The following is a 24010-nucleotide window of genomic DNA, read 5'->3' as shown; positions in this document are numbered from 1 at the left end:
TTCATTCTATAAAAGTTCCAAGCGATTTGCTAGTGGGGAAGATCGGCGGGAAGCTTAATTGTGACCGTGGTGCCTCTTTGGGGGCTGCTGTTAAATGAAATGGTCCCGTGATGATGCTCAATAATTGAAAAGGTTACAGTGAGCCCGAGTCCTGTTCCGTTTGTTTTTAATGAGTAATAAGGTTCGCCGAGTTTTTGCATTTGATGGTCTGTCATGCCGACCCCATTATCTGAGATGGTAATGATAATTGTATGGCCGCTTCTTTTGGCTGATATGCGGATGATCCCTTTTCCGTGAGGGACCGCTTCAATGCTGTTTTTCATTAGGTTGATGACAGCCTGCTTCAGCTTGGTTGCGTCTCCGTATACACAAAGGTCCGGCTCTGCTTCCGCCTCGACAGTTACAGACTTGTAATTGGCATACGACACCATAAGGGCGCTTGTCTCTTTGATAAGTGCTGATAAATCAAATACCTCTTTTTCGTATAATTGCTGTTTGGCCATATCGAGATAGTTTGTAATAATGCCTTGTGCTCGGTCAAGCTCTGACAATACAAGCTTTTTGAAATCCGCACTCGACTTGTTTTGCAGGGTTTCGTCACTAAAAAGCAGCTGGACAAACCCACGGACAACTGTCAGTGGATTTCTGACTTCATGAGCGACGCTCGCTGCCAGTTCACTCACAATCGTCATTTTTTCAGAGTGGATAAGCTGGGAGCGCAAAGCGATATTTTCGGCAATGCTTTCGATAATATAAATGCTTAAAAGAAGAACGCTCAAACGAAACAGCTCTGAGACAGCTGCCTCATAAAGTAAAACATCTGGTTTTTGAAAATCTAGAATATGAAGTATAGAAAGAATCCAGCTGGAAGCGAAAAATAAGAAGAATTCCAAACAGCTGATCAATAAAGCCAGCAGCAATTTTTTCGCTTTGGACATGAGAGGCCATTTTTTCTGAAATAAAATTGGAATAATGATAAGAAAAGGCAGCAATGTGAAAACAAACATTGCGGAAGGTTCGTAAAACAGAAGTTCAAAACATAAGACAGCCGCGGCGACTGTAAGCCCGGAAGCAGTACTCACGTAAAATAAACAAAGGATAACAGGAATCAATTGAAGGCCGTATTGGATGTAGTCCATTTCATAAATAGGGAATATAATGCATAAAACAGAGGCGCTGCAGGCGAATAAAGTGACCAGCCCGCTGTTTATTTTGGGAACAAGAATCGCCGGTTTTCCAAGCCAAAACACTTGGTAGAGAAGAATAGGAAACAAAATAAAGCAGATGTGCAGGAGGTAGTCTTTTAGAATTTCCATTCGTGTGAAATCCTTTCGTATAAAATATATATCTATTATAACACTAAATATTAGAAGAAAAATACAAATTCCTTTATAAAGAACGCCTTTACGAATGAAGACGTAAAGGCGTTTAACAAGCTATATTTATGCTAATGCGGCTTTGATACGGCGCAGGCCGTCCTGCAAGGCTGCAAGAGAGCATCCTGCGTTCAGGCGCATAAATCCTTCTCCGCCAGGCCCGTATTTCGTTCCAGGCTCTAAAATCACTTTTCCCTTTTTTATCATTTTTTGCTGAAGCTCCTCATCGGACAAGCCATAAGCGCTGAAGTCGAGCCAGATGAGGTATGATGCATCCGGCTTCATCATTTTGACGTTTGGCAGCTCGGTGCTTAAAAAGGCTTCGGCTTCGTTCATGTTTTTCTCAAGGTAAGAGATTAATTCATTAAGCCACGGTCCGCCTTTTGAGTAAGCGGCTTCGATCGCAGTAACGGCAAACGCGTTCAGTCCGCCTAAACCATTGCGCTGCAGGCTTGCTGAAAACTTGGCGCGCTTTAGCCGATCCGGAATGATGATGGCAGATGCCTGTAACCCGGCGATATTAAACGTTTTGCTTGGCGCAACGCATGTCACAGATATCTTAGCGAAATCGTCAGAGAGTGAAGCGAATGGCGTATGTTGATGTCCGTAGAGCATTAAGTCGGAATGGATTTCATCCGATACAACTGTAACCCCGTGCTCAAGACACAATTCGCCGAGCTTCAGTAAATCCTTCCGTCCCCATGAGCGTCCTGATGGGTTATGAGGATTGCATAAGATAAACAATGTAACACTTGGATCGCTAAGCTTCGTTTCCAAATCTTCAAAATCCATTGCATACACACCGCCTTTTTTTAGCAGCGGATTATGTAAAATACGCCGGCCGTTTTTCTCAACCATATGATAAAAAGGCGTATAAACAGGAGGCTGGACAACGACTTGATCTCCAGGCTCTGTGAAAGCCTGTACCGCCATACTCAACGCTGTGACAACCCCAGGGCTGAATGTGATGCTTTCTTGGTTCACTTTCCAGCCGTGCCTGTTTTGCATCCATCCGCACACAGCATCCTTCGTTTTTTGATCTGGAGCCGTATAACCGAAAATTCCGTGGTCGAGGCGCTCTTTTAATGCATCGGTTATCACTTCGGGCGCACGAAAATCCATATCCGCCACCCACATCGGGAGGGCGTCTGTCGCGCCGAATAATTCACCTGTTTTGTCCCATTTGACCGATTGGGTGCCAAGGCGTTCTTCTCGTTTATCAAAGTTCATTCTATTACCCCCTCATCTTCTAAGCTTCACTATGATAAAATAGAGCTGTACATTTTATTATAAGCGGTGATGAATATGGAAGAAAGTCAAGCGGTCAGGGAAATGATCAAGATCATTTCTAAATGGGATCCGTTTACATATGGAGAAGAGTTTTATGAAACGGAGGCTGTTGATGTCGTACAGGCCGTCTATGATGAGGACGATACCGACACGCTGGCGAAAAGGATTCAGCATGTTTTTGAGCTTTCCTTTGAGCAAATGCTGCCAATTGACAGCTGCCGGGAAGTGGCAGGCCAGCTTTTATTCATTAAAAACAGCAGCTCCTGCACGCCTTAAAAAAACCGGTTCAGCACCGGTTTTTTTATTATTTGATAAACTCTGCAATGCGTTCGGACACGTATTCAGGCCGTTCCTCAGGCACCAGATGTCCAGTCTGGCGGAGAGAGTACAGCACAGAATCAGGCAAATCGCTGTGCAGCCGTTTACCAATCTCAACAGGCACGATTCGGTCGTTCTCGCCCCAAATCAATAGAGCGGGCTTGTTCATCTGTTTTAACTGGTCGGATTCTAAGTCTCCTTCTCTATGGCGGATAAACCTTGTCATTGCCTTGAAAATCTGCTCGTCTTGAAACGGTTTGCCATAGCCGTCAATCATTTCTTCATCAATCAGCGCTTTGTCATGAACAACATTTAATAAATTTTTCACCACTCCATTTTTCGAGAGCCAGCGCTTGATATAAAGATGAAAATACGGAAGGTGAGTCCCGAAAATGATCGATGGATGCGAACGCTTTAAATACCCTGAACTGCAAAGCAGCACAACCTTTGAAAAAAGCTCTGGCTTTAAGAGAGCGGCAGCGAGCGAAATCTGTCCTCCCATAGAATGACCGATAAGCGCAGCCTGTTTGACTTGAAGGTGCTCCAACATTCCAATGACAAGCTTAGCGAGGTTTTGATAGGTATAGATAAAGGTTTTTGATTTTTCAGATTGGCCGAAAGGGGGCAAATCAAGCGCAATGATGTCATACTTGTCCCGAAGAAGAGGGATGACTTTTCTGAAGCTGAAAGCAGATGATAAAAAACCGTGTATGCAGACCAGCGTTTGCCTGCCCGGATTTTGATAATGTTCGTAATATATATTTACGCCATGGACTGTAAGCCGTCTTGTTGGTGAAATCGCCTCCATTTGCATCACTCCCTTTCATAAGATGACTGTATTGTGCCCTGAAATTGTCAATTATAGTGGAAGTTGCTCCTCGTTTTTTTCTTAGCATTCGTCAAAAAACGTGATATAATGTCATGAGATTTCTTGACATGCAAAGGTGTGAATCGAATGAAATTGACGGAAAAAGAAACAGAAATATTAGAAATTTTAGACGAGAACAGCCGCGCCGACTTAGAAACAATCGCAAAGATGGCGGGCATCCCTGTAAATGAAGTGCAAACAATTATTGATAAACTGGAAAAAGAAAAGGTGATCATCGATTATTCCGCTATGATTGACTGGCGAAAAGTTGACGGACATGAAGGCGTCACAGCCATGATTGACGTCAAAGTAACGCCGAAGCGGGGAGTCGGTTTTGATGAAGTAGCGGAACGGATTTACCGATTTCAAGAGGTTGAATCAGTTTATTTGATGTCAGGCGTGTACGATTTGTCTGTCGTAATCCGCGGCAATTCGATGTCTGACGTAGCGCGCTTTGTTTCAGATAAACTGTCTACGCTTGATTCAGTTGTTTCTACGACAACTCATTTTATCCTGAAAAAATACAAACATGACGGCAAAGTGTTTGAAACAGGAGATGACGACAAAAGAATCGTGGTGTCACCGTAAATGACTTCGTATTTATCTGACTATGTACAACAAATAAAACCATCCGGCATCCGCAAATTTTTTGATTTGGCGGCAACGATGGAAGGCGTCATTTCTCTGGGCGTCGGCGAGCCTGATTTTGTTACCGCATGGAATGTCCGCGAAGCAAGCATTCTTTCCCTTGAACAAGGGTATACGTCATATACGGCAAATGCCGGCTTATACTCATTGCGAGAAGAAATCAGCCGTTATTTGAGCAGCAGGTTTGGCCTGAACTACTCGCCGGACAATGAGCTGATTGTGACTGTAGGGGCAAGTCAGGCTTTGGATATCGCGATTCGCGCCATTGTAAATCCGGGTGAGGAAGTCATCATTCCTGAGCCGTGTTTTGTGGCGTATGATGCGCTTGTTTCTTTGGCAGGCGGCATCCCGGTTCACGTCCATACAACGGCGGATAAAGGATTTAAAGCGACGGCTGCGGATTTTGAAGCCGCAGTCACTGAAAAAACAAAAGCCATTCTCATCTGTTCGCCATCGAATCCGACTGGTTCAGTTTATTCGAAGGAAGAGCTGAAGGAGATTGCACAATTTGCTCAAAAACATGATGTCATCGTCTTAGCTGACGAGATCTACGCTGAGCTGACATATGATGAGGAATTTACAAGCATAGCAGCACTGCCGGATATGAAGGAACGCACGGTTGTCATTTCGGGCTTTTCAAAAGCGTTTGCGATGACGGGCTGGAGGCTCGGTTTTGCCGCAGCGCCCCCTGTGCTCCGGGATGCAATGCTTAAAATTCACCAGTACGCGATGATGTGTGCACCTTCAATGGCGCAGTTTGCTGCCCTTGAAGGTTTAAAGAACGGCATGGAAGACGTAGAAAAAATGAAAAAAAGCTACCGCAGGAGGCGGAATTTGTTTGTGGAAACACTCAATGAAATTGGCCTCAGCTGTCATCATCCAGGCGGGGCTTTCTATGCTTTCCCATCCATCAAAAGCACGGGAATGAGTTCGGAGCAGTTTGCAGAAGAGCTTCTGACACAGGAAAAAGTGGCTGTTGTTCCGGGAAGTGTGTTTGGTCCGAGCGGTGAAGGGTATATCCGCTGTTCATACGCAACCTCGATTGAGCAGCTTCAAGAAGCGCTAGTCAGAATAAAACACTTCCTGCATAAAACAACATAAAAAAAAGATACGAACTTTTTGTTCGCATCCAATAAAAGGGGGGGAATACTAGAAAGCCTTTGGTATTCAGTTTCCCCCCTTTTGCTGTGCATAAACCTGATTTTTTAATAAAAAGTTTTTTTGCGAAAATGAGACATGTGTGATATAATTTTAAATTGCGTATAAACAGTTATTTAATTTAACTTAGGAGTTGTTATGAATGGCAGCAAAATTTGAAGTAGGCAGTGTTTACACTGGTAAAGTTACAGGATTACAAGCGTATGGTGCGTTTGTTGCATTAGATGAAGAAACTCAAGGTTTAGTACACATTTCTGAAGTGACTCACGGTTTCGTAAAAGATATCAACGAGCACCTTTCAGTTGGCGATGAAGTACAAGTAAAAGTACTTGCTGTTGATGAAGAAAAAGGAAAAATCAGCCTTTCAATTCGTGCGACACAAGCTGCACCAGAGAAAAAAGAAAGCAAACCAAGAAAGCCTAAAGCTGCGCAAGTAAGCGAAGAAGCTACTACACCACAAGGTTTCAACACATTAAAAGATAAGCTTGAAGAGTGGATTGAAATGTCCAACCGTAAAGACCTTATCAAAAAATAAGCATGAAAAAAGCACCGGACATTCCTGTCCGGTGCTTTTTAATTACGCAAAATCCCAAAACATGGTGTTTCGGGATTTTGCCCTTTGATCCTATCGCATTTCAGGATTTGCTGCTTCTTCACGTGATCTTTCCTCACTTGGCTTAAACAGCAGACCGAGGTTGATTAAGCCGGCGATTCCGACAAGTCCGTAAATGATGCGGGAAAGAGCTGACCCTTGGCCGCCGAAGATAGCCGCTACTAAGTCAAATTGGAAAAATCCGATCAGTCCCCAGTTAATAGCGCCAATGATGGTTAAAACAAGACAAATTCTCTGAATGGTACTCATGTTTTACAACCTCCTCCATGAATTATTAAAACAGTTATAGATTGTGACATATTGGAGAATCTATACATGCATTCTCCATAACGAGGGAAACTGGTTTACCCTCACCTATATCAGCTTCTTTCCCGGCATCGTGCTGTATGAAACCATACGATATGTATCCGGTGAGAGCGGATTGCTTTACATGGACTGGAGACATTCTGCATAATGAAAATCTAAGGAGGAGATGTCATGCAAAACTTTACATACTGGAATCCGACCAAATTAATTTTCGGGCGCGGAGAAGTGGAAAGACTGCCGGAGGAACTCAAATCTTACGGAAAAAACATATTGCTGATCTACGGAGGCGGAAGCATTAAGCGCAGCGGCCTGTATGATCAAGTGATTGAACAGCTGAATAAGGCCGGAGTGACCGTGCATGAATTAGCAGGTGTAGAACCAAATCCGCGTGTGGCGACTGTTAATAAGGGTGTTGCCATCTGTAAAGAACACAACATTGATTTCTTGCTTGCTGTCGGAGGCGGAAGTGTCATCGACTGTACAAAAGCGATTGCCGCTGGAGCGAAGTATGATGGTGATGCGTGGGATATCGTGACGAAAAAACATCAGCCGAAGGATGCTCTGCCATTCGGAACCGTATTAACTCTCGCAGCGACTGGTTCTGAAATGAACTCAGGCTCGGTGATTACAAACTGGGAAACAAAAGAAAAATACGGCTGGGGCAGCCCGCTCGTATTCCCTAAATTCTCGATTCTTGATCCAGTGAATACGTTCACTGTTCCTAAAAATCATACGATCTACGGTATGGTTGACATGATGAGCCACGTCTTCGAACAATACTTCCATCATGTCTCAAACACGCCGTATCAGGACCGTATGTGTGAATCACTTCTGCGCACAGTCATTGAAACAGCGCCTAAGCTGATCAATGATCTTGAAAATTACGAATTGCGTGAGACGATCCTATACACAGGAACAATCGCACTAAACGGCATGCTTTCTATGGGTGCAAGAGGCGATTGGGCAACTCATAATATTGAACATGCAGTATCGGCTGTTTATGATATTCCGCATGCCGGCGGACTGGCGATCTTGTTCCCGAACTGGATGAGACACACATTGTCTGAAAATCCTGCCCGCATGAAACAGCTTGCAGTTCGCGTGTTTGGTGTTGAAGAAGCAGGTAAAACAGACGAAGAAATCGCACTTGAAGGAATCGATAAGCTGTCTGCGTTCTGGACAAGCCTTGGCGCGCCTTCACGTCTTGCTGATTACGATATTAATGATGAGCAGCTTGATACAATTGCCGACAAGGCCATGGCTAACGGTGCCTTCGGCCAATTTAAATCACTTAACAAGGAAGATGTGCTTGCCATTTTAAAAGCATCTCTATAATAAAAAAGGGGAAATAGCCATTTGGCTGCTTCCCTTTTTCTATGTTACAATGGAACGTCTATTTTTTTATCAGCACCATTTGGAGGTTTTACAATGGAAAATTTCACTTATTATAACCCAACAAAGCTAATCTTCGGCAAAGGCCAGATTGAACAATTAAGAAAAGAAGTAAACCAATACGGCAAAAATGTACTGCTCGTCTACGGAGGCGGAAGCATTAAACGCAACGGCCTCTATGATCAAGTTACAAGTATTTTAAAAGAAGAAGGGGCTCTTGTTCATGAGCTGTCAGGTGTAGAGCCGAATCCGCGTCTGGCGACAGTTGAAAAAGGCATAGACCTATGCAGAGAGCATCACATTGATTTTCTGCTTGCTGTCGGCGGCGGAAGTGTCATTGATTGTACAAAAGCGATTGCAGCGGGTGTCAAGTACGATGGCGACGCTTGGGATATCTTCAGCAAAAAAGTAACAGCAAAGGATGCGCTGCCATTTGGCACTGTTTTAACCCTTGCGGCGACAGGCTCTGAAATGAACCCTGATTCCGTGATTACAAATTGGGAAACAAACGAGAAATATGTATGGGGCAGCAATGTGACACATCCGCGTTTCTCTATTTTAGATCCTGAAAATACATTCACTGTCCCAGAAAATCAAACTGTGTACGGCATGGTTGATATGATGAGCCACGTATTTGAACAATACTTCCATAATGTCAAAAATACGCCGCTTCAAGACAGAATGTGCTTTGCGGTTCTGCAGACAGTCATCGAAACAGCTCCTAAGCTTCTTGAAGATCTGGAAAACTATGAGCTTCGCGAAACTATTTTGTATGCAGGCACTATCGCTCTAAACGGCACCCTGCAAATGGGTTACTTTGGCGACTGGGCATCACATACAATGGAGCATGCTATTTCAGCTGTATACGATATTCCGCATGCGGGCGGACTGGCGATTCTCTTCCCGAACTGGATGAGATACACGCTTGATACAAATGTCGGCCGTTTTAAAAATCTCATGCTCAACATGTTTGACATCGATACTGAAGGCAAAACAGATAAAGAAATCGTGCTTGAAGGAATCGACAAGCTGTCTGCATTCTGGACAAGTCTTGGCGCGCCTTCTCGTCTTGCCGATTACGATATCGGAGAAGAAAAGCTTGAGCTGATTGCGGATATCGCAGCCAAAGAAATGGAACACGGCGGTTTCGGTAATTTCCAAAAACTGAACAAAGATGACGTGCTTGCCATCCTTCGCGCGTCTCTATAATTCTTTAGGGCGGAATCCAGTCATTCCGCCCTTTCTTCTTCACTTGATTTAACAGATAAGTTCATATAAAGTGAAAGAGAAAACATTATACCGTTATGGAGGGACAAGCAATGACGCATGTACGCTTTGACTACTCAAAAGCATTGACTTTCTTCAACGAACATGAACTTACATATTTGCGAGACTTCGTAAAAACAGCACACCATAATATTCATGAAAAAACAGGCGCGGGCAGCGATTTTCTAGGCTGGGTGGACCTCCCTGAACATTATGATAAAGAAGAATTTGCGCGGATTAAAAATAGCGCAGAGAAAATCAAATCTGATTCTGATGTATTGCTTGTCGTCGGTATTGGGGGCTCTTACCTCGGTGCGCGGGCTGCAATTGAAGCACTTAACCACGCGTTTTACAACACTTTGCCAAAAGCAAAGCGCGGCAATCCGCAAGTTATTTTCATCGGAAACAACATCAGTTCATCTTACATGAAAGATGTTATGGATCTTCTTGAAAATGTGGACTTCTCTATTAATGTGATTTCTAAATCAGGTACGACAACTGAACCTGCAATTGCTTTCCGTATTTTCCGTAAGCTTCTTGAAGAGAAATATGGAAAAGAAGAAGCAAAAACGCGAATTTATGCGACAACTGATAAAGAACGCGGCGCATTAAAAACGCTGTCTAAAGAAGAAGGCTTCGAATCCTTTGTTATCCCTGATGATGTAGGCGGCCGTTATTCTGTGTTAACAGCTGTTGGCCTCTTGCCGATTGCTGTCAGCGGCGTCAATATTGACGACATGATGAAAGGCGCGCTGGATGCGAGCAAGGATTTTGCAACATCTGAATTGGAAGAAAACCCTGCATACCAATATGCGGTTGTTCGCAATGCGCTTTATAATAAAGGCAAAACAATCGAAATGCTCATCAACTATGAACCGGCGCTTCAATACTTTGCAGAATGGTGGAAGCAGCTGTTTGGAGAAAGTGAAGGAAAAGATGAGAAGGGCATTTATCCTTCTTCAGCTAACTATTCAACAGACCTTCATTCATTAGGCCAGTATGTACAAGAAGGCCGCAGAGACTTATTTGAAACAGTGCTGAACGTAGAGAAACCTAAACATGAACTGACAATCGAAGAAGCCGATAATGACCTGGACGGCTTAAACTATTTAGCTGGAAAAACGGTCGATTTCGTTAACAAAAAAGCATTCCAAGGTACGATGCTTGCCCATACAGACGGAAATGTTCCGAATTTAATCGTTAACATTCCTGAGCTGAATGCATATACTTTTGGATACCTTGTATACTTCTTCGAAAAAGCCTGCGCGATGAGCGGCTATCTCCTTGGCGTCAATCCATTTGACCAGCCTGGAGTAGAAGCGTATAAAGTCAATATGTTCGCCTTGCTTGGCAAACCTGGTTTTGAAGAGAAAAAAGCAGAGCTTGAAAAACGTCTGGAAGATTAATGTGAGAAAGCTGACTGGCTTGTGCCAGTCGGCTTTTTATAAAATCAGAGAGGTGCTGATGGTTTATGAAACAATTGGTTAAACAACTCGTGATTGCCGGTTTTTCAGCAGCTGTTCTAAGTATCCTTATCTCCTTCGATGCCGTGTCCACAGAGCATTCTTCAACCTTTAGCGGCACACAGTCAACCTTTTTTATCCACGCCTTTCTCCTTATTGGTTTGCCGCTTGCGCTTTTTACTGATGCGGTTCACCGAATTTTGCATTTAAAACGATCGCATACTCTTTTCACTAAATTAGGACTCTATGCCGCTGTTGTTTATCTTTCAGGGGAATCAGCTGCAGGGCTTGCAGCGGCACTGGCTGTTTACTTTTTAATTGAATGCGCTTTCTTTTTTGTCGGCCGTACGAAAGAAACAACGATTTCCATGTAGTTCGCCTCTGAATGAAGTCTTGGTCGACAGGACAGGATAAGTGAAAAAGGGGCATGTTTATGATTACAATACCTTCTGCAATAGATGGGCAGACTTTTCTGTTTCAAGAATTGGAACAAGTAATGAAGCCGCTCGGTTATGTGATAAACGGCGGCTGGGAATATGATCACGGCTACTTTGATTATAAAATTGATGACACAAATGGCTATTTGTTTGTAAGGGTTCCGGTCCATGCGGTACAGGGAAGTCTTGATGAATGCGGAGCAGCCGTCCGAATCGGAACGCCATTTATGCTGAGACAAGTGTTTCAGACAGGTCTTGACGATGATGCCAAGGGAGGGCCGTTTCAATCACTGTTTAATCAATTTTCCGAACCGGAAAGGCGAGACGCGGAAATTGATCCGGCGTACTTAGATATCGGCGCTGCTCTGATGAAAGAATTGGAGGATGTTCTGCTGCATTAGATCGCTAGGAATTGGTCTGTTTTGAGCACCATGTATGAAGGAGGAGGGGAAAACATCGGCCCTTCCTCTTTTAGTATGCCGATAATTGTTATGTTTTGATCAAGGAAATAGAGGACACATGTTTTGTAAGCCGCTCCTCTTAGATTGTCAGGAACAGAAAGAAGCTTCACGCGTTCGTCAAGTGTCAGATTGATCCCATTTTGCTTAGAAGGCCGTAATTTGACTTGGTAATGCTGCAGCATCGCCCGGCTGATCAATTCCGAAGTTCCGATGATATGATTAGCGCCTGCCCGTTCCGCATTAGTGACAAACCGGTCAGTCAAAATCTCGACGATGCAGTAAGCAAGAGGGTTAAGCCCTTTTACTGATAAAAGAATCAGCACTGACAGCATATCTGCCTCAGCTTCACTTTTATACTGATCGGCTGTTATCATCACTGCTTCCGCTTCAGTAATATTGGCCCGTTTCAGTGTCTCATCATCGGCAGCATGCCCGCGTATGAAATGGACGTTTTCGATCAGCGGGCCTTCTTTTAGCGATTCATCGATTAGTACAACTGTTTTGGAAGGGGCCGTAAACTGCAGGTCATTCAGCAGCCGGTTTGTTTTTTCATTCCACCCAATGATAATAATGTGGCCGCGCCCTTTATAAGCGACCTTTCCTTCGATGTAGCGATGCTGTCTGCTGAATACTGCCGCTGATAATGTGGCGAAATAAGCGGTGACAAAGCTTGCTCCGCTCAAAATCAGCAGGATTCCGGCCGCCTGTCCCAGCGGCGTGTGCGGCACATAATCACCATAACCGACAGTCGAAACTGTAACGATAGCCCACCAAATGCCCTCAAATACTGAAGTAAACTGTTTTGGCTCAAGTATATAAATGATTTGGCCAAACAAAAGAATCAGAAATAAAATAATAACTCCGATTCGGATAAATAACGGCCACCTGAGCCATGAAATAAATATCCGATTTGATTTCATTCTTTTTCTCCTTCTTCAGATAATGAGATCGATAAAATCTGTTTAATAATCGTGTTTAATTTCTCGTTTAGCTTTTCCTGGCCGTACATACCTCGGGCCTGCTTCATTAAATCAGCGGTATCATCATCAAGCTGGATTAGCGGTTCATCGATTTCCGATTCATTATAAAGCTGGATAAACGTGTCCAGGCCTTCATTCATCCGGTCGATTGCGGTGCTTAGCTGTTCCTTTTCCTCACTCGTCACTTTCATGGCTTCTATCACACCTGTGCTTTTTTCTAACAGTATGTCCCACTTCCGATGATGTTTTTCAAATAATACACAAATCATATAAAACGGAATTCTCCATAGACTAAAACAAAAAGGATGAAAAAAAAGATGACGATCATGCAAAGGACGATCGTGGTTTTGATCGGTACGCAGCTGGCGGCATCCGCGGTCATTTTGTTTATTTTCGATTTGAATTCATATAATCACTTTTCCGGCAGCTTTTCCTGGCTTCGTTTTTTGAAAGGGCTGACTGGCAGCTTTTCCTTTTATCTATTTTTAGCAGGATTGCTTTTTCTGCTGGGTGGAATGTGTGCTCCGAGCCGGAAGAAGCGCATTTCTGTACACGAGAAAGAAAACTCATTAAAATAATCGTAATAAACAAAGATATGATCATGGAAAAGGATGATGAAAAATGCTGTTTATATTTTTAACAATAGCCGCATTGGGATTGTCGTTTTGGGCACAATTTAAAGTGAAGAGCAACTTTGAAAAATATTCAAAAGTGGAAGCCTCAAGCGGACGTACAGGGGCAGAAACGGCAAGACGGATTTTAGATATAAACGGTCTTTACGACGTGCCGGTCGAACCGGTAAGAGGCACTTTAACAGACCATTACGACCCGACAACACGGGTGGTGCGTTTATCTGAGCCGGTCTATTACGGCCGCTCGATCTCCGCCATATCCGTAGCTTCCCATGAAGTCGGACATGCTTTGCAGCATCAGGAATCATATGGTGCGCTTGTGCTGAGACATAAAATCTTCCCAGTCGTGAATTTTGCATCCGGTGTAGCTCCCTTGCTTTTCCTAGGAGGCATGCTTCTCGGCAGCCTGAATTTGATTGGGCTCGGCATCATCCTGTTTTCAGCCGCTGTCTTTTTCCAGCTGATTACATTGCCTGTTGAATTCAATGCAAGTTCACGAGCGAAGCAGATTATTGTGTCAGAAGGATTCATCCGAAACAATGAAGAAAATGGGGTAAATAAAGTGCTGAGCGCAGCCGCCTTAACGTATGTGGCCGCCGCCCTGGTTTCCCTGTTTGAGCTTCTGCGCTTTGTGATGATCTTCTTAAACGGTCGTAATGAGAATTAACGTTGAGGAGGTGGCCCCTTACCATTTATGGTAAGGGCTTTTTTTGCTTATATTACAATTGATCGCCATTTTTGTTTTGATTGGCATTACGGCTGTTTTTGTTGCAGCAGAATTTGCGATCGTCAAAATCAGAGGTTCAAAAATCAATCAGCTCATCGAAAGCGGTGACAGCCGGGCGCTTGCCGCACATAAAGTCATCTCTAATCTTGACGAATATTTATCAGCATGCCAGCTTGGGATTACAATTACTGCTCTCGGCCTTGGGTGGCTGGGGGAACCGACATTTGAACGCATTCTTCATCCTTTATTTACAATGACAGGTATTCCGGAACCGTTTAACCACATTGTCACATTTATAGTTGCATTTATCATCGTCACTTTTTTGCATGTGGTGATGGGTGAGCTTGCCCCAAAAACCGTTTCGATCCAAAAGGCTGAAGCTGTCAGTTTGTGGATCGCAAAGCCGCTGATTTGGTTTTATAAAATTACGTATCCATTTATTAAGGCATTGAACGGCTCTGCAAGTTTTCTTGTCAAATTGTTTGGCTTTCATTCAGTAAAGGAGCACGAGGTCGTCATCAGTGAAGAGGAACTGAGGCTGATTCTTTCAGAAAGCTATGAAAAGGGAGAAATTAATCAGTCTGAATTCCGCTATGTGAATAAGATTTTTGAATTCGATAACCGGGTAGCAAGAGAGATTATGATTCCGCGGACAGAAATGGCGATCATCTCTCTGGAGCAGTCGCTGGAAGAAGCGATCCATCATATCATTAATGAACGGTATACACGTTATCCTGTCATTAAAGAAGACAAGGATCATATTTTAGGGATCATCAACAGCAAGGATATGTTTAAAGCTTATTTTCTCGGACAGTCAATTAATTTGGAGCAGATCATGAGGCCTGTCATCAGGGTCATTGAAAGCATTCCTGTTCAGCAGCTTTTGATCCGCATGCAGAAAGAACGGATTCACATGGCCATTCTCGTAGATGAGTACGGGGGAACGGCAGGACTTGTCACTGTTGAAGATATTATTGAAGAAATCGTCGGGGAAATCCGCGATGAATACGACCAGGATGAAACGCCGCATATTTTGAAAAAAGGCGAGCACCATTATGTTATGGATGGAAAAGCGCTTATTGATGAGGTAAACGATCTGCTCGATATTGCCATTGAAAACGAAGAAATTGATACAATTGCAGGCTGGCTTCTAACGCAAAAAATGGAGCTGGAAGCAGGAGATGTGATATACGCGGAGGGCTGTGAATTTAAAATCCTCGACGTCGAAGATCATCACATTCGTTTTATAGAAATAAAAAAAACCGACTTTTTATAAAAAACAGCCGGCATTTTGAACGGCTGTTTTTTGACGTCTTCTGGTTTTTCAAAAAAAGCAATGCTGTTACGCCTTTTTTCTACATAAGATATACAGACCGCACACTGACACTGAGGAGGGAGTAGCTGTATGAAAAAGGCTTGGTGGAAGGAATCGGTTGTCTACCAAATTTACCCGCGCAGCTTTAAAGATTCAAATGGCGACGGAATCGGGGATATTCAAGGCATAAGATCCAAGCTTGATTACATAAAAGAGCTGGGCGCTGATGTTATCTGGATATGCCCTATATACGATTCACCCAACGCGGATAACGGCTATGACATTAGGGATTACGAAAACATATTGAGCGATTTCGGAACCATGGCGGACTTTGACCAGCTGCTTGATGACATTCATGAGCTGGGCATGAAGCTGATTATGGACCTTGTTGTGAACCATACAAGCGACGAGCATCCATGGTTCATCGAATCCCGTTCATCTATCCACTCCGACAAACGCGACTGGTATATTTGGCAGGATGGCAAAAACGGAAACGCGCCGAACAATTGGGAAAGCATTTTCGGCGGGCCGGCATGGAAGTGCGATCAAAAGACAAACCAATACTATCTTCATCTTTTTGATCAAAAACAGCCTGATTTGAATTGGGAAAATAAAAAAGTGAGAAATGCCATCTATGACATGATCAATTGGTGGCTTGATAAAGGAATTGACGGTTTTCGAGTGGATGCGATTACTCATATTAAGAAAAAAGAAGGGCTTCCCGATATGCCTAATCCAAAAGGGCTGAACTATGTTCCTTCCTTTCTCTATCATATGAATATTGACGGCATAATGGATTTGCTGACAGAGCTGAAAAAAAATACATTTTCCCGCTATCCGATTATGACAGTCGGTGAAGCAAACGGTGTCACTGCAAAGGAGGCGGCAGATTGGGCTGGAGAAAAAAACGGCATTTTCAGCATGATTTTTCAATTTGAGCATCTCGGCCTGTGGGATGTAGAGGTCAATGAAAACATTGATATCGTTTCCTTTAAACGAGTGTTAACTGACTGGCAGGACAGTCTTGAGGGAATCGGCTGGAATGCTTTGTTTATGGAAAATCACGACCAGCCTCGTTCAGTTTCTGTGTGGGGAGATGACGAAGTATACATGAAGGAAAGTGCAAAAGCGCTTGCTGCTGTCTATTTCCTCATGAAAGGCACACCGTTTATTTATCAAGGACAGGAGCTCGGCATGACAAACGTGGCGTTTCCGTCTATTGAGGACTATGATGATGTCGCCATGAAACGGATGTATGAAAGAGAAACGGCGAAAGGCGCTTCGCACGAGGATGTAATGAAGATTATCTGGAAAAAAGGGAGGGACAATTCCCGAACGCCAATGCAATGGAATGCTGATCCATACGCCGGGTTTTCTGAAGCCAAACCGTGGATCGGGATCAATGAGAACTACAAATGGCTGAATGCCGAGGCGCAAACAAACGACCGAACATCTGTCCGCCATTATTACAAAAGCTTGATCAAGCTGCGTCAAACATATGATGTGTTTATCTACGGGACATATGAGCTCATCTTACCTGAGGATCAGCAAATCTTTGCCTATCTTCGGAAAGGCGAGAGCCATACTGCACTGATTGCGGCCAACCTGACAGGAATGCCCGCCTTTTTCAAACACGCCGGAATACCGTTGTCATCAGACGCACTTGTATTGTCAAATGTTGAAACAGACCAGCATCAGCATATGACATCAGCACTGTTACAGCCGTATGAAGCAAGAGTATATGTATGGCACTAAACTCCAGCCAGAGACTGGAGTTTTTCATTTTTTTCAGGTTTATGAGAGCGGTTTAACAGGAAAAAAAGAACACAGAACGAAATAGCAAATAGAGCAGACAAATGAAAGGAGAAACAAATGCTGAAAACACTTCAAATCAACACGAACAAACGAGATGAAATGATTGAAATCACGAGCGAAGTGGAGGCCTTTCTTCAAGAAACAGGTGTAACAAGCGGTGCGGCGCTGATTTACTGTCCGCATACAACTGCGGGGATTACCATTAATGAAAACGCCGATCCCGACGTCAAAAAAGATATGCTTAGAAGGTTTGATGAAGTGTATCCGTGGGAACACGAGCTTGACCGCCATATGGAGGGCAATACAGCTGCGCATATGAAGTCGAGTACAGTGGGAGCTTCACAGCATGTCATCATTGATAACGGCCGGCTCATTCTTGGAACGTGGCAGGGCATTTATTTCTGCGAATTTGACGGCCCGCGCACTCGGACATGCTATATCAAAATCATGGAATAGCAGGAGGTTTTTCATGACGAAATGGATGAAAACATTATCACTGACGAAACCTGTTATTCAGGCGCCGATGGCCGGCGGGCTTGTCACGCCTGGCCTGGCAGCCGCTGTGTCAAATGAAGGCGCGCTTGGAAGTCTGGCATCGGGATATCTCAATCCGGACATGCTTGAAAAGCAAATCAGTGAGATGCCGCAGCTGACTGATCGAGTATTTCAGGTGAATGTGTTTGTTCCGGAAAGCAGAAAGGAACCGGAGGAGGACAGCGTTCAAAGGTGGAAAAGCAAAATTCCATTCGCCGAACAGGCTCCGCCATTTTCTTCGGAGGAAGAAGAGTGGGAGGACTTCCATAAAAAAATGAACATCATTCTTAAACACAATGTAAAAGCCTGTTCATTTACGTTTGGCATTCCGCCGGATGAAAGCATTCAAGCATTAAAGCAAAATGGCTGCTCTCTTATCGGGACAGCTACAACTCCGCAGGAAGCCGTCCTGCTTGAAGAACGCGGGATGGACATAATCGTCCTGCAAGGAAGCGAAGCGGGCGGCCACCGCGGATCTTTTCTCCCGGTCAGCGGAGAATCCGCGCTTGGCCTCATGTCGCTCATTCCCCAAGCGGCAGATGCTGTTTCCGTTCCGGTGATCGCGGCTGGCGGAATTGCCGACCGGCGCGGCGTTCAAGCCGCTCATTGTCTTGGGGCCCAAGGCGTGCAGGTCGGAACACCTTTTCTCCTGTGTGAGGAATGTGAAGCCTCTGAAACATACAGACATGAATTAAAACAGGCAAAAGGAACAGACACACGCCTTACTGCATTGTTTTCAGGAAAGCCTGCGAGGGGTATAGTTAATCAATGGATGAAAGAGCAGCAGGCTGAGGAGGTGAACGCGCTTCCATATCCATTGCAAAACACGCTGACAAAACCGATGAGAAAGCACGCTGCCAAAGAAAAAGATTCCGGCCGCATGTCCCTGTGGGCGGGACAATCTGTCGGAATGCTGAACGGACCTATTGATGTGAAGACGCTGTTGGCAGAGCTTTGCCGAACGTAACTTGAAAAAAAGAGGTGACAGATGATGAACATTCTTCAATATTCTTATAAAAAAAGAGGGAAGATTGAGTTTGTATTTGAAGGCTGGCCTCACTCAAAAGTTACAATGGCTCCTATAAAAGGCTACTATTTTATCCGCTTTATTAAATGGAGCAGCCTGGATCCAATCGTGACAAGAAATGACCTTGAAAAAATGGAATGGGCTGCAAACCAGTATTTTGGCACAGCCCCTTTTTATCGAAAACGAAAAGCGTTTGAAACCCCATCATCTCAACAATAGGCGATGGGGTTTTTAGCGGACGATTCGGTAAAGAGACGGAACATCCAGTCTGGTCGCCTGGGGCAGAAGATAAGCTTTTTGTACGGCTCCGTTTCTTCTAAAAGAATTCAGCCTATCGATAATTTGCTGTCCGCTTAAGATCCCGAGACCATGGGCAAAATATTGATTTTCTCCGAGTAAAATAACATTTTCGCCTCTCCACTGTGCTTTTTGCGGATCAAAGTCAGGATTCTTAAAATACAAACAATCTCCAAGGAAAAAGTGCTGTCCTGTTTCTGTATATATCGGCAATTTCTCATAATGCCAGTCATATAATATGATTCTTTCAAAGCTGGCATTGAATTGATCTTCCCCGATTGTATCAATTAAGGCTAAGTAATAAATGATAACGATTGCAGTCGCACATTCAAACGCATAAAACGGACCGTTTTCTGCAATGTCCCGAATCGCTTTTGATGGCGGCATTTTATATTTCAGCTCCAAGGCGCCTTCCGGTGAAACCCTCCAATAAGTTGTATTCCCATATGTTTTCATAAAAGTAGCAAACTTCGCTCCGCTTTTGTGCAGCTTCTTTGCCGCTGTAACGATATTCATCCGCAGGTTCAGCTCAAACATCAGTTCAGCAATTGAATGATAATCAAACTGAACGGGTGTCTCCATCATCTCTTTTAACAGCGGATTCAAATTTTTATCAATCTGCCAGTTTTTAACATCTTGGGGACGGAGCAATTGTCCGGATATAATAATCATCTTTAGCCCCCCTTGTTTTTTATAAGATATGCAGAGGGCTTGGGCAATGAAAGTTAAAAAGACAGATGACGGCCGAAAGAAAAAGAACTTGTTCCATTTTTCCATTTTAAAACTACTTTAAGAAGCCGATATATACTGTATCAAACCCTAAGGAGAAACTGGACATGAAGACTTTTATCAATTGGCTGAAAAAACCGTCTATTTCAAGGAAATTAATCGTCGCTTTTATTGCGATCCTCATCATCCCTATTATTATATTAGAAATTAGTTCTTACCGAAGCGCCAGCGGAAAGCTGGAACAAGAAATAATGGGAAGTGCGAAAAACAGTGTCGATTCATTTAATACAACCGTTACAAATGATTTGGGAGCAAAAGCAAAAGCGGTCACTTTTTTCAGTGAATCTCTTAAAAGCTCTGTGTTTAAAGGGAAGTCTAACCAAGAAGAGCTCAAGACCAAGTTTTCACAATATGTCTCGATCAATCAAGGAGTAGCCAGAATATACGGAGGTTCAGAAAACGGCGCCTATGTACAAGCGCCGAAAGAACAATTGCCTGACGGATACGATCCAAGACAGCGCCCTTGGTATCAAGATGCGGTCAAGGCCGGCGGTGAGATTGTAGTGACAGATCCTTACGTTGCAGCAAGTGACGGAAGCACGGTCATTACCATTGCCCAGCAGATGAAGGACGGATCTGGCGTTGTCGCCATGGATATTACCATTGATAAATTGTTGGAACAGATGAAACAAATCAAGGTCGGAAAAGAAGGCTATGCTTTCATTGCAACGAAAAACAAAACCTATGTTGCCCACAAGAGCCATAAAGCTGGAGAAAAGCTGTCAGGCGACTGGGTTGCCAAAATGTATGCCGATGATAGCGGTAAACTCCAATACACATCTTCAGATAACCAAAATAAAAAGATGACATATACAACAAATGAACTGACGGGATGGAAAATAGCCGGCACAATGTATACGAGTGAAATCAAAGATGCTTCAAAGTCTGTGTTAATAACAGGGATCATTGTGCTGATTGCTTCGATTGCGGTAGGCGGAGTATTAATTCTATTTATCGTTCGCTCCATTACAAAACCGTTAAAACGTCTCGTTCACTCCTCGAAAACAATCAGCAGGGGGGACCTGACTGAAACGATCGATATTCGTTCGAAGGATGAGCTTGGAGAGTTAGGGGAAAGCTTCAATGAAATGGGACAATCTCTCCGCACCCTGATCAGCACGATTCAGGACTCGGTGAACAATGTGGCTGCCTCATCCGAACAGCTTACCGCATCTGCCGGACAGACAAGCAAAGCTACTGAGCACATCACGATGGCGATTGAGCAGTTCTCAAACGGGAACGAGGAGCAGAGCGAAAAGGTTGATTCCAGCTCTCATCAGCTGAACTTAATGAATGAAGGGCTTCAGCAAGTTTCACAAACATCATCAGATATTACAAAGGCGTCTATCCAATCAACGGAAATCGCCGGAACGGGTGAAAAGTTTGTACAGGAGACAGTCGGACAAATGAACTCGATTAATCAATCCGTTCAGCAAGCTGAAGCTGTAGTCAAAGGCTTGGAAGGAAAATCGAAAGACATTACAAGCATTTTGAGAGTCATCAACGGAATTGCTGACCAAACAAACCTGCTGGCGTTAAATGCAGCGATTGAAGCGGCGCGAGCCGGAGAATCAGGCCGCGGCTTCTCTGTGGTAGCGGAAGAAGTGCGCAACTTGGCTGTTCAATCTGCTGATTCAGCAAAAGAAATTGAAAAGCTAATTCAAGAAATCGTAGCAGAAATTGAAACTTCTCTTCATATGTTTAAAGCAGTCAACCAGGAAGTACAGTCAGGGCTTGTAGTCACAGATCATACAAAAGAAAGCTTCCAAAGTATTTTCAGCATGACAAACGAAATCGCGGGCAAATTGCAGACGATGAATGCCACTGTTGAACAGCTGTCAGACCGTTCACAGCATGTTTCCTCAGCAGTCAGCGGCATAGCTGATGTGTCGAGAGAAAGCGCGGCAAGCATCCAAGACATTGCTGCATCAGCTGAAGAGCAGCTTGCCTCGATGGAAGAAATCAGTTCATCAGCGACCACTCTCGAGCAGATGGCAGAAGAGCTTCGTGATCTGACAAAACAGTTTAAAATCGAATAAAACAGAAACAGCGCTTCTTAAAGCGCTGTTTTTTTATGTGGAAAATAATAATAAAGTCCTACTTTTTTAAGGTGAATTTAGAACCATTTTTCGTTTTTTCCTTCATTTTCAATGTAATATAAAGGAATTTTATCCGATATAATTTGTAAATGATTGAAAGAAGGTTCAAAAAGAAATGAAAAAAACACTTACTACGATTCGCAGACCATCAATTGCAAGGAGACTAATAATTTCTTTTCTGCTAATCTTACTTATTCCGATTGCCGTCCTTTCGGTAAGCGCTTATCAATCAGCAGTTGCTTCTCTAGATATTCAGATGACGCAAAGCGCAAAGGAAAACGTTCAAATATTAGACCGTATCATTGATGATAAAATCAGCACCACTGAAAAAAGCCTCGTATTTTTCAGTGATTGGGCCACAGCAGATAAATTTAAGGATAAACAGAAAACAGAGATGAAAAAGGAATTTAAACAATTTATCCAAATGAATGATAATGTTGCTGCGGTGTTTTCCAGCAGCAAAGACGGGGCACTCACATATTTTCCATACTCGGAAATGCCGAGTGGTGACTTTAATCCTTTGGAACGAGATTGGTACAAAGAAGCAATGGCCAATAAAGACAAAACAATTATTACTGAACCCTATGAATCGGTTTCTTCAGGGAAAATGGTCGTCACCCTCGCCCGGCAGACGGTTGATGGATCAGGCGTTGTTGCCGTTGATATGAAAATTGACGACCTGGTCACAACAGCGAAAAAAATCAATATTGGAAAAGAAGGCTATGCTTTTATCTTAAGCCAAAACAAGAAAGTCATCGCTTTCTCTGGTGAAAAAGCGGGAACAGAGCTAAAAGGGGACTGGGTTGATAAGCTCTACAAAAATAAAAGCGGCGATTTTGAATACACGTACGAAGGCAAAAAGAAGAAAATGGCATTTGCCACAAGTGAAGCAACAGGCTGGAAAATCAGCGGCACACTGTATGCGGACGAGATTCACGATGCCGCGAGCAGAGTTCTGACAATGGCTTCAATCGTTTTGGCGATTGCCATCGCAGGTGGAATTACAGCCATTTATTTTGTGATTCGATCGATTACAAAACCATTAACACGCATTGTCGCGTCAGCTGAAAAAATCAGTGAAGGCGATTTAACCGAAACGATTGAAATCAACTCAAAAGATGAACTAGGTGTTCTGAGCCAGAGCTTTAATCATATGGCCCAATCGCTTCGCTCACTCATTAACGGCATTAAAGACTCAGTAGAACACGTTGCTTCATCATCCGAAGAGCTGACTGCATCCGCAGACCAGACAAGCAGAGCCACGGAGCATATAACGACTGCCATTGAGCAATTTTCAAACGGCACTGAAAGCCAGAGCGGCAAAATTGAAACGACAACCGAACAAATCAATGAAATGAACGATGGATTGGCTGAACTGGCGCAGGCTGCCGTGGTGATTACAGAAACATCCGCAGACTCAACTGAACTATCAAACAAGGGTGAGACACTCGTCCAGAAAACAGCCGGCCAAATGAATACGATTGACCACTCTGTGAAAGAAGCGGAGTTAGTGGTGAAAGGGCTGGAAATCAAATCAAAGGATATCGCCAATATTTTACGAGTCATTAACGGCATTGCGGATCAAACCAATCTTTTAGCTTTAAACGCCGCTATTGAAGCCGCAAGAGCCGGGGAATACGGACGGGGCTTCTCGGTCGTCGCTGAGGAAGTGAGGAAACTTGCGGTACAGTCAGCTGACTCGGCAAAAGAAATTGAATCACTGATAAGCGATATTGTGAAAGAAATTCATACATCATTGAACGTGCTCCAGTCTGTAAATAAAGAAGTTGAAACAGGGCTTGTCATGACGGATGAAACACAACAAAGCTTCAAAGATATTTCGCACATGACTAAAGAAATTGCGTCAACTTTGCAAAACATGAATGCAACGGTTGAGGAGCTCTCAGCGGGTGCTCAAGAAATTTCTGCTGCTTCAAACGATATTACTGCCATTTCTAAAGAAAGTTCGGACGGCATCCAGGATATCGCCGCTTCTGCAGAGGAACAGCTGGCGTCAATGGAGGAGATCAGCTCATCAGCACAGATGCTTGAAAGAATGTCTGAAGAACTCCGTGATTTGACAAAACGATTTAAAGTGGATGCTTAATAGGTCTAAATAACTACATTTTTGTGAGTAATTAGTCATTTCTATTCATTTTTCTTTTTTTGGTGTATACATTTACCTATATCGTGCCGATA

Annotated in this window: 25 protein-coding genes; 18 read left to right on the top strand and 7 right to left on the bottom strand. The window is 43.7% G+C overall.

The window, feature by feature from the left end; genetic code table 11:
* Positions 1 to 29: 29 nt before the first annotated feature.
* Both AAGG74_RS09915 and AAGG74_RS09910 read right to left on the bottom strand, forming a co-directional pair.
* Complete coding sequence (locus AAGG74_RS09915; RefSeq protein WP_162103372.1) at positions 30 to 1316, bottom strand: sensor histidine kinase; 1287 nt, start codon at positions 1314 to 1316, stop codon at positions 30 to 32.
* Positions 1317 to 1442: 126 nt separating this feature from the next.
* The gene (locus AAGG74_RS09910; RefSeq protein WP_225493406.1) at positions 1443 to 2606 is read right to left on the bottom strand and encodes a MalY/PatB family protein; all 1164 of its coding nucleotides are present in this window, start codon (positions 2604 to 2606) and stop codon (positions 1443 to 1445) included.
* A 75-nt stretch (positions 2607 to 2681) separates the two neighbouring features.
* Between AAGG74_RS09910 and AAGG74_RS09905 the strand changes: the two genes are divergently transcribed.
* Complete coding sequence (locus AAGG74_RS09905; RefSeq protein ID WP_429675301.1) at positions 2682 to 2942, top strand: YugE family protein; 261 nt, start codon at positions 2682 to 2684, stop codon at positions 2940 to 2942.
* A gap of 28 nt (positions 2943 to 2970) precedes the next feature.
* Here AAGG74_RS09905 and AAGG74_RS09900 read toward each other — a convergent pair whose 3' ends face one another.
* A complete protein-coding gene (locus AAGG74_RS09900) occupies positions 2971 to 3792 on the bottom strand; it encodes an alpha/beta fold hydrolase (RefSeq protein ID WP_162103369.1) in 822 nt (273 codons plus the stop codon).
* A 147-nt stretch (positions 3793 to 3939) separates the two neighbouring features.
* Between AAGG74_RS09900 and AAGG74_RS09895 the strand changes: the two genes are divergently transcribed.
* The 3 genes from AAGG74_RS09895 to yugI all read left to right on the top strand — a co-directional run bounded on the left by AAGG74_RS09895 (position 3940) and on the right by yugI (position 6193).
* The gene (locus tag AAGG74_RS09895) at positions 3940 to 4440 is read left to right on the top strand and encodes an Lrp/AsnC family transcriptional regulator (protein ID WP_003220765.1); all 501 of its coding nucleotides are present in this window, start codon (positions 3940 to 3942) and stop codon (positions 4438 to 4440) included.
* Positions 4441 to 5601 (top strand): aminotransferase, encoded by a 1161-nt coding sequence (locus tag AAGG74_RS09890; RefSeq protein WP_225493408.1) that lies wholly within the window; start codon positions 4441 to 4443, stop codon positions 5599 to 5601.
* A gap of 199 nt (positions 5602 to 5800) precedes the next feature.
* A complete protein-coding gene (gene yugI / locus AAGG74_RS09885) occupies positions 5801 to 6193 on the top strand; it encodes a S1 domain-containing post-transcriptional regulator GSP13 (RefSeq protein WP_162103367.1) in 393 nt (130 codons plus the stop codon).
* Positions 6194 to 6283: 90 nt separating this feature from the next.
* Here yugI and AAGG74_RS09880 read toward each other — a convergent pair whose 3' ends face one another.
* Positions 6284 to 6520 carry a DUF378 domain-containing protein gene (locus tag AAGG74_RS09880; RefSeq protein WP_162103366.1) on the bottom strand — a complete coding sequence of 79 codons (237 nt, stop codon included), beginning with the start codon at positions 6518 to 6520 and terminating at the stop codon, positions 6284 to 6286.
* A 228-nt stretch (positions 6521 to 6748) separates the two neighbouring features.
* On the opposite strand from AAGG74_RS09880, the gene AAGG74_RS09875 reads away from it, so the two are divergent.
* The 5 genes from AAGG74_RS09875 (at position 6749) to AAGG74_RS09855 (ending at position 11536) form a co-directional block, all read left to right on the top strand.
* Entirely contained in the window at positions 6749 to 7912 is a 1164-nt protein-coding gene (locus tag AAGG74_RS09875; RefSeq protein ID WP_429675299.1) for an iron-containing alcohol dehydrogenase, read from the top strand.
* 93 nt (positions 7913 to 8005) lie between these two features.
* The gene (locus AAGG74_RS09870) at positions 8006 to 9178 is read left to right on the top strand and encodes an iron-containing alcohol dehydrogenase (protein ID WP_162103364.1); all 1173 of its coding nucleotides are present in this window, start codon (positions 8006 to 8008) and stop codon (positions 9176 to 9178) included.
* A 110-nt stretch (positions 9179 to 9288) separates the two neighbouring features.
* On the top strand, positions 9289 to 10641 hold the full coding sequence (locus AAGG74_RS09865) for a glucose-6-phosphate isomerase (RefSeq protein WP_162103363.1): 1353 nt from the start codon (positions 9289 to 9291) through the stop codon (positions 10639 to 10641).
* A 65-nt stretch (positions 10642 to 10706) separates the two neighbouring features.
* Positions 10707 to 11072: a hypothetical protein gene (locus AAGG74_RS09860; RefSeq protein ID WP_429675297.1), complete on the top strand. Its 366-nt coding sequence runs from the start codon at positions 10707 to 10709 to the stop codon at positions 11070 to 11072.
* A gap of 59 nt (positions 11073 to 11131) precedes the next feature.
* Positions 11132 to 11536, top strand: coding sequence for a YugN-like family protein (locus tag AAGG74_RS09855; protein ID WP_429675295.1), 405 nt, complete (start codon positions 11132 to 11134; stop codon positions 11534 to 11536).
* On the opposite strand, the gene AAGG74_RS09850 is transcribed toward AAGG74_RS09855, so the two are convergent.
* Together AAGG74_RS09850 and mstX are read right to left on the bottom strand one after the other, a co-directional pair.
* Entirely contained in the window at positions 11533 to 12516 is a 984-nt protein-coding gene (locus AAGG74_RS09850; RefSeq protein ID WP_429675293.1) for a potassium channel family protein, read from the bottom strand. The genes AAGG74_RS09855 and AAGG74_RS09850 overlap by 4 nt on opposite strands.
* Entirely contained in the window at positions 12513 to 12845 is a 333-nt protein-coding gene (gene mstX / locus AAGG74_RS09845) for a biofilm formation protein MstX (RefSeq protein ID WP_429675291.1), read from the bottom strand. Before mstX ends, AAGG74_RS09850 begins: the two co-directional genes overlap by 4 nt.
* A 48-nt stretch (positions 12846 to 12893) precedes the next feature.
* Between mstX and AAGG74_RS09840 the strand changes: the two genes are divergently transcribed.
* The 7 genes from AAGG74_RS09840 (at position 12894) to AAGG74_RS09810 (ending at position 18845) form a co-directional block, all read left to right on the top strand.
* Positions 12894 to 13154 (top strand): YuzI family membrane protein, encoded by a 261-nt coding sequence (locus AAGG74_RS09840; RefSeq protein WP_162103358.1) that lies wholly within the window; start codon positions 12894 to 12896, stop codon positions 13152 to 13154.
* Positions 13155 to 13197: 43 nt separating this feature from the next.
* The gene (locus tag AAGG74_RS09835; RefSeq protein WP_162103357.1) at positions 13198 to 13875 is read left to right on the top strand and encodes a zinc metallopeptidase; all 678 of its coding nucleotides are present in this window, start codon (positions 13198 to 13200) and stop codon (positions 13873 to 13875) included.
* Positions 13876 to 13918: 43 nt separating this feature from the next.
* The gene (locus AAGG74_RS09830) at positions 13919 to 15211 is read left to right on the top strand and encodes a hemolysin family protein (protein WP_429675288.1); all 1293 of its coding nucleotides are present in this window, start codon (positions 13919 to 13921) and stop codon (positions 15209 to 15211) included.
* A 129-nt stretch (positions 15212 to 15340) separates the two neighbouring features.
* Positions 15341 to 17005: a glycoside hydrolase family 13 protein gene (locus AAGG74_RS09825; protein ID WP_429675286.1), complete on the top strand. Its 1665-nt coding sequence runs from the start codon at positions 15341 to 15343 to the stop codon at positions 17003 to 17005.
* Between the two features lie 117 nt (positions 17006 to 17122).
* Positions 17123 to 17521 carry a secondary thiamine-phosphate synthase enzyme YjbQ gene (locus AAGG74_RS09820; protein WP_162103354.1) on the top strand — a complete coding sequence of 133 codons (399 nt, stop codon included), beginning with the start codon at positions 17123 to 17125 and terminating at the stop codon, positions 17519 to 17521.
* 13 nt (positions 17522 to 17534) lie between these two features.
* On the top strand, positions 17535 to 18566 hold the full coding sequence (locus AAGG74_RS09815) for a nitronate monooxygenase (RefSeq protein ID WP_162103353.1): 1032 nt from the start codon (positions 17535 to 17537) through the stop codon (positions 18564 to 18566).
* Between the two features lie 24 nt (positions 18567 to 18590).
* The gene (locus AAGG74_RS09810; RefSeq protein ID WP_162103352.1) at positions 18591 to 18845 is read left to right on the top strand and encodes a hypothetical protein; all 255 of its coding nucleotides are present in this window, start codon (positions 18591 to 18593) and stop codon (positions 18843 to 18845) included.
* Positions 18846 to 18857: 12 nt separating this feature from the next.
* Here AAGG74_RS09810 and AAGG74_RS09805 read toward each other — a convergent pair whose 3' ends face one another.
* Positions 18858 to 19595 (bottom strand): protein-glutamine gamma-glutamyltransferase, encoded by a 738-nt coding sequence (locus AAGG74_RS09805; RefSeq protein WP_429675284.1) that lies wholly within the window; start codon positions 19593 to 19595, stop codon positions 18858 to 18860.
* Between the two features lie 164 nt (positions 19596 to 19759).
* Between AAGG74_RS09805 and AAGG74_RS09800 the strand changes: the two genes are divergently transcribed.
* Positions 19760 to 21751, top strand: coding sequence for a HAMP domain-containing methyl-accepting chemotaxis protein (locus AAGG74_RS09800; RefSeq protein ID WP_225493409.1), 1992 nt, complete (start codon positions 19760 to 19762; stop codon positions 21749 to 21751).
* A 175-nt stretch (positions 21752 to 21926) separates the two neighbouring features.
* Positions 21927 to 23918, top strand: coding sequence for a methyl-accepting chemotaxis protein (locus AAGG74_RS09795; RefSeq protein ID WP_429675281.1), 1992 nt, complete (start codon positions 21927 to 21929; stop codon positions 23916 to 23918).
* Positions 23919 to 24010 lie beyond the last annotated feature (92 nt).

This window comes from Bacillus mexicanus (assembly GCF_050445615.1).
GTDB lineage: Bacteria > Bacillota > Bacilli > Bacillales > Bacillaceae > Bacillus > Bacillus mexicanus.
Note: the sequence above shows the minus strand (reverse complement) of the source record. Positions and strands in the feature narration are given on the sequence as shown.